Here is a 6,064-nt window from a genome sequence, read left to right as displayed (position 1 = left end):
TTAAGGATAAATTCGGTACATTAGCTTTTAATTTCAAGAAAGCGGATCAACAAACACAGGCTAATCTGCGTACTTTTGTTTTGAATATGACAACTGTTTTGTCAGCTCAAACTTTTTATGAAGGACAATCGATTAAAGACAGATTAACTGCTTGTTTGTCCTCTGTTTCAGCGGATAGAGTTGATAGTTCTTTGCAGTATCTTAGTAAGATTGCTCAAGAACAAAACAGACTGGGAGCATTAACGCAGTTACATGAATCTTCTCAAGTTCTTCATGAGTTAAAGCAAATTGCAAATGTAACAAAAGTTAATGATCCTTTTACCAGTCTGACTCAATTAAAAGGCGGCGATAACGGAATAGTTTCGCATTTGGCAAGAGGGGACGCAATTAATTTATTGCCGGCAGAATTTCAAAAGCTGTCGAAAATAAATCCGCCTTTGTCTGAGTCTGAATATTGGATTATGAATGCAATAATCAAACAGTACACAAACAATGATCCGAAAAATTCTGATGCAATTAATGCGCTTGTGTCTTCGGCTCCTCAAATTATCGATTTTTATAATAAGAGTGGCTATGTTCCCGAGGGTAAAGATTTGTATCGGATTGTAAGCGGCGGAGCAGAGATGCCTGATAATGTTTCTGATGATGAAGTGGTGATTAAGGCTTACGAAAGTTTATATAATTTAGTTCTTGAAAAGATACATGATTCTCCCGGCTATGATGATAATGTAACGCCTATTCAAATAGCTTATATGATTAATTGCGGAGCGTTTTTCGGTTGTTCTCCGGAACTTATTCGTCAAATTGCATTAGGTCAAAAAACCGATATTTCAGGCGAAGATTTAAATTGCCCTGTAGGAGAACTCCCGTCATTAACAGATTTTAATCCAAAGAATAATTATTTTTTGGATGTGGATTTTCATAGATGGAAGGGGCGAACCTCGTTTACTTTTATTCAAAAAGACGGTGAAGAGGTTGTATTTAGACCATCCCGTGATTTATCAGCTGATCCGGATAAAAAGAACATGCTGTATAAGTCCATTATTTTGAGTGTGTATAAAATGATGGGCAAAAATGAAATTACCGATGAATTATCAGAGGAAAACAGGATACAGCTGTCTCGTGTTTTCTGTTTATTGTCGCAAGCCGGAATTGCAGATACCAGATGTGAGATTTTTTTACCTCCATATAGTAATGCAGATGAACATGGATCTTATCTCTTTAATATTAAAGCACAGGAAGACGGATCAATTGAGCTGGTTATTAAAACTGATCCTGATAGTATTTATGACTACTCTCAGTCTTTTGTTGTCAGATCGGACGGATCTTATGCATGTACGGATTTTAAGATAGCAATAAGAGAAAACGCTGCTGCATCTTCCGAATCCGTGCTTTCGGTTAGTGAGGATGATGAATTTTCTGTTTAAGATATAAGCTTCGAAGGTGAAGAAAGTGGCGAAGCTGTGCAGTATAGCAGCTCTATAAGAACGCTGGTGATGATCTAAAATCTAAATGCTTCGGATTTGGGACCTAAGGTCGATCCTTTATCAAAAGAGGGAGGTTGCAGGTTTCTCCGAAGTATATGACAATGCGATATCGTTGTTAAGCAACTCGCTATTTCGGTCTTTAGTCCGAAGGTGACGTTGATTAATTGAGATATAAAATTTAACAAAATATGCCAGAAGTCTCCACCATCTATAGGGTGGGGAGTAAGTCACTAACAGGTATCCATCTTATGCACAAGATGAGATATTGCGTAAGGTTATATAATCCATATATAACAGTATGTTATATAAAGATTGGAGTATGGTATATGCAGATAATTATTTCACCGGCAAAAAAGATGATTGAGAATACAGATACTCTTCCGCCACTGCGTATGCCGTTATTTTTAAATGAAGCTAACATTATTCTCTCTAAATTAAGAGAATTTGATTTTGCTAAGTTAAAGGCTTTGTATAAAGCTTCTGATAGTATTGTAAAACAAAACCTTGAGCGTCTTAGCTGTATGGATATGAGTAAGAATTTAACTCCGGCATTACTTTCATATAGCGGATTACAGTATCAATCTATGGGCGCTAATGTTTTTGATGAGCGTTCGTATGAATATCTTGATAGGCATCTTTTCATATTAAGCGCTATGTACGGGATGCTAAGACCCTTTGATGGGGTACGGGCATACAGACTTGAAATGGCTGCCAAATTAAAAATTAATGATAAAAAAGATCTTTATGATTTCTGGCAGAAAAAAGTTACCGGTGAGCTACAAAAATACGATGACACTGTTATTAATTTAGCCTCAGAAGAGTACAGTAAAGTTATAGATTCAAAAAAAGTTAATTTGATTAATGTGCTATTCCCGGTAAAGAGCGGTGATAAACTTGTGGAAAGAGGAAGTTTATGTAAACAGGCTCGTGGGGCAATGGTAAGGTTTTTGGCAGAAAATAATATAGAATCTTCTGAAGAGATGAAATATTTTTCTGCATATGGGTTTGTTTATTCAAAAGAACATTCTAATAAAAAAACATTTTGTTTTATAAAGGAAAATAATTATGGCAATGCTTGAAGCCGGAGTTTTTGCTCCTGATTTTACTTTAAAAGATCAAAAAGGAAATGAAGTCAGATTATCGCAATTTCGCGGTAAAAAAGTTGTTGTTTATTTTTATCCTAAAGATTTGACTCCCGGATGCACGCGAGAAGCATGCGCTTACGCAGGTTTATCGTCTCAGTTTGATGCAGATAATGTTGTGATTTTAGGGATAAGCAAAGATAGTGTTGCATCTCATGAGAAATTTGCAGTAAAACATAATCTTCCCTTTATTTTGCTGTCTGACGAAAATAAAGAAGTGTTGGAAGCTTTTGGGGTTTGGCAAGAAAAGAAAATGTACGGCAAAGTTTCCATGGGTGTTGTCAGATCAACGTTTGTTCTTGATGAGGACGGGAAAATCATCAAGGTGTTTAAGCGTGCTAAACCTGATACCAATGCACAAGAGGCCTTAGACTTTATTCGTAATTATCAAAAAGTTTAAAAAAAGCGTGCTTGACGGCACGCTTATAAAAATTATTTTGTTTTTTACTTAATATTTGCTGCAGCAAAGTCCCAATCGATGTGAGCTATAAAGTCTTTTACGTAATCTGCACGGCGGTTTTGATAATCAAGATAGTAAGCGTGCTCCCATACGTCTACTGTAATAATCGGAGTGAAACCGTCGATTAACGGATTGCCAGCATTAGAGGTATTGACGATTTTAAGCAGATTGGGACCGGTTTGTACTAACCATGTCCAGCCTGAACCGAAATTGCCTACTGCAGATGCTGCAAATTTTTCTTTAAAACTCTCAACCGACTCGAAATTACTTATAAGTAAAGCTTTAATCTTCTCGGGAATTTCTTTTTCTTCAGGACTGATGCAATTGAAATAGAATTCGTGGTTCCAAGCTTGTGCTGCATTATTAAATAAGGGACCGGAACTTGACATCATGATATCTATGAGGGATTTCCCTTCATAGCTTGATCCTGCGACCAATTTGTTAGTGGTATCTACATAGGCCTGTAAATGTTTACCGTGATGAAAATTCAAAGTATTTTCAGATATGAAACCTAAAGCATTTTTAGGGTATTTTAAAGCCGGTAAAGTAAATGACATATAAAAACTCCTGCATGTGTGTATCTCTATAAGAGGATAGATGTTTTGTTTAAAGTAAGCAATTGACAATACGCACATTTTGCGCAAGTGATAAAACTTATTAAATTCGTAACTTGCTAGGAGTTCAGTCGTTATTCTGTTTTACATGAATCCGGTGCTTTTTCAGGATCTTCTTTGTCTTTCAGGTGAGCACGAAAATCAAGTAGAGTTTGTTCTATGGGGTCGGGAAAACCTGCAAATAAGGTATAACGGTTAAAAATACTGCAAAAGAGTTTGCACTCCATTAACGTATCGTATTTTGCACCATGAGCTTTATCATCTTCAAATTCAATTCCTGCAGCAGTACAAGCTCTTGCTAAAACAGTTTGACCGTACACAAGACCGGCAAGGGAAGCCGTATCGAAAACAGTAAATTGATGAAAAGGGCAGCGTTTATAATTTAAGCGTTTTGCTAGCGCGTGAATAAATGACAAATCAAAAAAACCGTTATGTCCTACTAAAATTGCTCGAGTGCATCCTTCCTTTTTCATTTTTTTAGAGATTGCTTTAAACATCGGCAGAACAGCAACTCTTTCATCTTGCAAATTACGGCTTTCATCAAAAGGATCGATACCTAAAAAAGCTATATTAGACGGTTCAATGTTTGAATTAGGAAAAGGACGGATATTGGCGCTCATTATTTCATCAGGCTGCAGGTATCCGTTATCGTCCATGGTCATTGTCATCATGGCAACTTCAAGTAAAGCGTCAGTTTCCGGATTAAATCCGGCAGTTTCAACGTCTACAACAACAGGATAGAAACCGCGAAAACGATCTTTTATCGAAAATCGCTTGGGAAGCTGTGATGAATTTTCCTGACACATAGTAACCTCTAAATTTTTGCGCATTTTATCACGATTTTTTTGAAATTTTGTAATAGACAGACAATGAGGAAATTATGTACAGAGCGAAATTTTTTAATTAAAAAAGATAATTTTTATTAAAAATGTTTAGGTGCCTAAATAAAATACTATACTTAAGATAGTTAGGTACCTAATTATATTTGTTTTTAAATAAAATGGGGTTAAGGGTGAGTATGGAAGAAAATAAATGTGATTTATGTGCAAAGGGTTGTTCTATGAATGATTTGCAATGTAAAAGGGGAAGGGATTTGTATATGAGAAATAATACGTTCAATCAAAATAATTATTCCGATGCGTCTTTTGCAAATAGTTGCGGTTGTAATAGCGTAGGACACGAAAGAAACTGTAAAAAATCATCAGGTCAAATGTGTTCTGAGGTTGGCGGTTGTAGAGGAAGAGGCCGAGGACAACACAACCAGAAATATAATTATGAACAAGGAAATTGCGGTTGTAATCAATATGTTGATTTTGACAGAGGATTGTCGTTTTTAGTTGACTCATGCTGCAGACATATGCACCGTCATATGCCTCAGCAGGGTAGAATCAGGCATATGATTAGAAAATGCGGCAATATCACTCAAAAGGAACTTCAAGAGAGATTAGGGATAAAAGCAGGCTCTATTAGTGAGATATTAAATAAAATGGAAAGAAAGGGAATTTTGGAAAGACGTGAAGATCCATGTGATAGAAGAAGAAAACGCTTATTTTTAGCAGACAATGCATCTGCTTGTCATGAAGAGCATGTGGATGACTTTTTCAATGTTTTAACGGAGGAGGAGCAACAAACTCTTAAAGCATTATTGATGAAATTGTTAGGTGCTCATAATTTGTCTAGCGTTTAATTAAAGAAGTTAAAAGTGCAGTTTAAAAATTATTTAAAAGAAAATACTCACATTGATGCTGCACTTTTATCTCATCCGTTCCGTTAATTTGTATCTTGATTACATCGCCGCCACGTAAATTAAGAGACATTAACGACATTAAATTTTTGCCGTCAGCTACTTGGTTTTTATGCTCTATAGTGACATCAGAAGAAAAAACTGACAGGAGTTTTGAAAGCTCACCGGCCGGACGCGTATGTATGCATTTACCGTCACTTATTCTGAAAGAAAATTCGATCATTTTTATCTCTAATTTTTTATTTATTCTTTATTAATTTGATTGTAACAGACAAAGTTCAAAAATGTGTTCATATCAACGTTATAAGGTAAATATAATCAAAATTTTTGCAGAAAATAAAAAATACAGACAAAAAGACCCATGATCATCAAATAATCAAACAGAAAACATGCATACGTTTCGTAGAAATCGAATACCGGATATTCAAGAAGTAGAAAAAGATTTTCTGCAAGACGCCTTGATATGAATTGATACAAACCATACAAAGCGATAATAACTGCATTGACGTCCTCACCGGCCTAAAGGCCGATGATCCTACTGCTAAACAACAATACAGCTGTTAGCTTCAGAGGGTTCCTGCTGCCGACCTCCAACGAGATTCGCTTGACAGGCTATC

7 protein-coding genes are annotated in these 6,064 nt (G+C 35.9%); 4 read left to right on the top strand and 3 right to left on the bottom strand.

Annotation, left to right across the window (positions count from 1 at the left end):
* From QZ019_RS08975 to bcp, 3 genes are all read left to right on the top strand, one after another.
* On the top strand, positions 1 to 1,427 hold a 1,427-nt coding region (locus QZ019_RS08975; protein WP_295484377.1), incomplete at its 5' end, for a hypothetical protein.
* A gap of 386 nt (positions 1,428 to 1,813) precedes the next feature.
* Positions 1,814 to 2,566 carry a peroxide stress protein YaaA gene (gene yaaA, locus QZ019_RS08970; RefSeq protein ID WP_294565889.1) on the top strand — a complete coding sequence of 251 codons (753 nt, stop codon included), beginning with the start codon at positions 1,814 to 1,816 and terminating at the stop codon, positions 2,564 to 2,566.
* Complete coding sequence (bcp, locus tag QZ019_RS08965; RefSeq protein WP_009142837.1) at positions 2,553 to 3,029, top strand: thioredoxin-dependent thiol peroxidase; 477 nt, start codon at positions 2,553 to 2,555, stop codon at positions 3,027 to 3,029. The genes yaaA and bcp overlap by 14 nt, the downstream gene beginning before the upstream one ends.
* A gap of 44 nt (positions 3,030 to 3,073) precedes the next feature.
* Here bcp and QZ019_RS08960 read toward each other — a convergent pair whose 3' ends face one another.
* The gene (locus tag QZ019_RS08960) at positions 3,074 to 3,646 is read right to left on the bottom strand and encodes a superoxide dismutase (RefSeq protein WP_294565895.1); all 573 of its coding nucleotides are present in this window, start codon (positions 3,644 to 3,646) and stop codon (positions 3,074 to 3,076) included.
* Positions 3,647 to 3,777: 131 nt separating this feature from the next.
* The gene (gene rnt / locus QZ019_RS08955; protein WP_294565899.1) at positions 3,778 to 4,533 is read right to left on the bottom strand and encodes a ribonuclease T; all 756 of its coding nucleotides are present in this window, start codon (positions 4,531 to 4,533) and stop codon (positions 3,778 to 3,780) included.
* 188 nt (positions 4,534 to 4,721) lie between these two features.
* Here rnt and QZ019_RS08950 point away from each other — a divergent pair, with 188 nt between their 5' ends.
* On the top strand, positions 4,722 to 5,390 hold the full coding sequence (locus QZ019_RS08950) for a MarR family winged helix-turn-helix transcriptional regulator (protein WP_295484373.1): 669 nt from the start codon (positions 4,722 to 4,724) through the stop codon (positions 5,388 to 5,390).
* A 22-nt stretch (positions 5,391 to 5,412) separates the two neighbouring features.
* Here QZ019_RS08950 and QZ019_RS08945 read toward each other — a convergent pair whose 3' ends face one another.
* Positions 5,413 to 5,670, bottom strand: a complete 258-nt coding sequence (locus QZ019_RS08945) for an HPr family phosphocarrier protein (protein WP_249083615.1) — start codon at positions 5,668 to 5,670, stop codon at positions 5,413 to 5,415.
* Positions 5,671 to 6,064: the final 394 nt, after the last annotated feature.

The sequence above is a fragment of the uncultured Succinatimonas sp. genome (assembly GCF_905203285.1).
Lineage (GTDB): Bacteria > Pseudomonadota > Gammaproteobacteria > Enterobacterales > Succinivibrionaceae > Succinatimonas.
The sequence above is the reverse complement of the archived record's forward strand: the minus strand, read 5'-3'. Positions and strand labels throughout refer to the sequence as shown.

What these genes read in the sequence shown, in the direction of transcription:
- yaaA (WP_294565889.1), top strand. Translation starts at nt 1,814, where the DNA reads ATGCAGATAATTATTTCACCGGCAAAAAAGATGATTGAGAATACAGAT.
- bcp (WP_009142837.1), top strand. Translation starts at nt 2,553, where the DNA reads ATGGCAATGCTTGAAGCCGGAGTTTTTGCTCCTGATTTTACTTTAAAA.
- QZ019_RS08960 (WP_294565895.1), bottom strand. Translation starts at nt 3,646, where the DNA reads ATGTCATTTACTTTACCGGCTTTAAAATACCCTAAAAATGCTTTAGGT.
- rnt (WP_294565899.1), bottom strand. Translation starts at nt 4,533, where the DNA reads ATGCGCAAAAATTTAGAGGTTACTATGTGTCAGGAAAATTCATCACAG.
- QZ019_RS08950 (WP_295484373.1), top strand. Translation starts at nt 4,722, where the DNA reads ATGGAAGAAAATAAATGTGATTTATGTGCAAAGGGTTGTTCTATGAAT.
- QZ019_RS08945 (WP_249083615.1), bottom strand. Translation starts at nt 5,670, where the DNA reads ATGATCGAATTTTCTTTCAGAATAAGTGACGGTAAATGCATACATACG.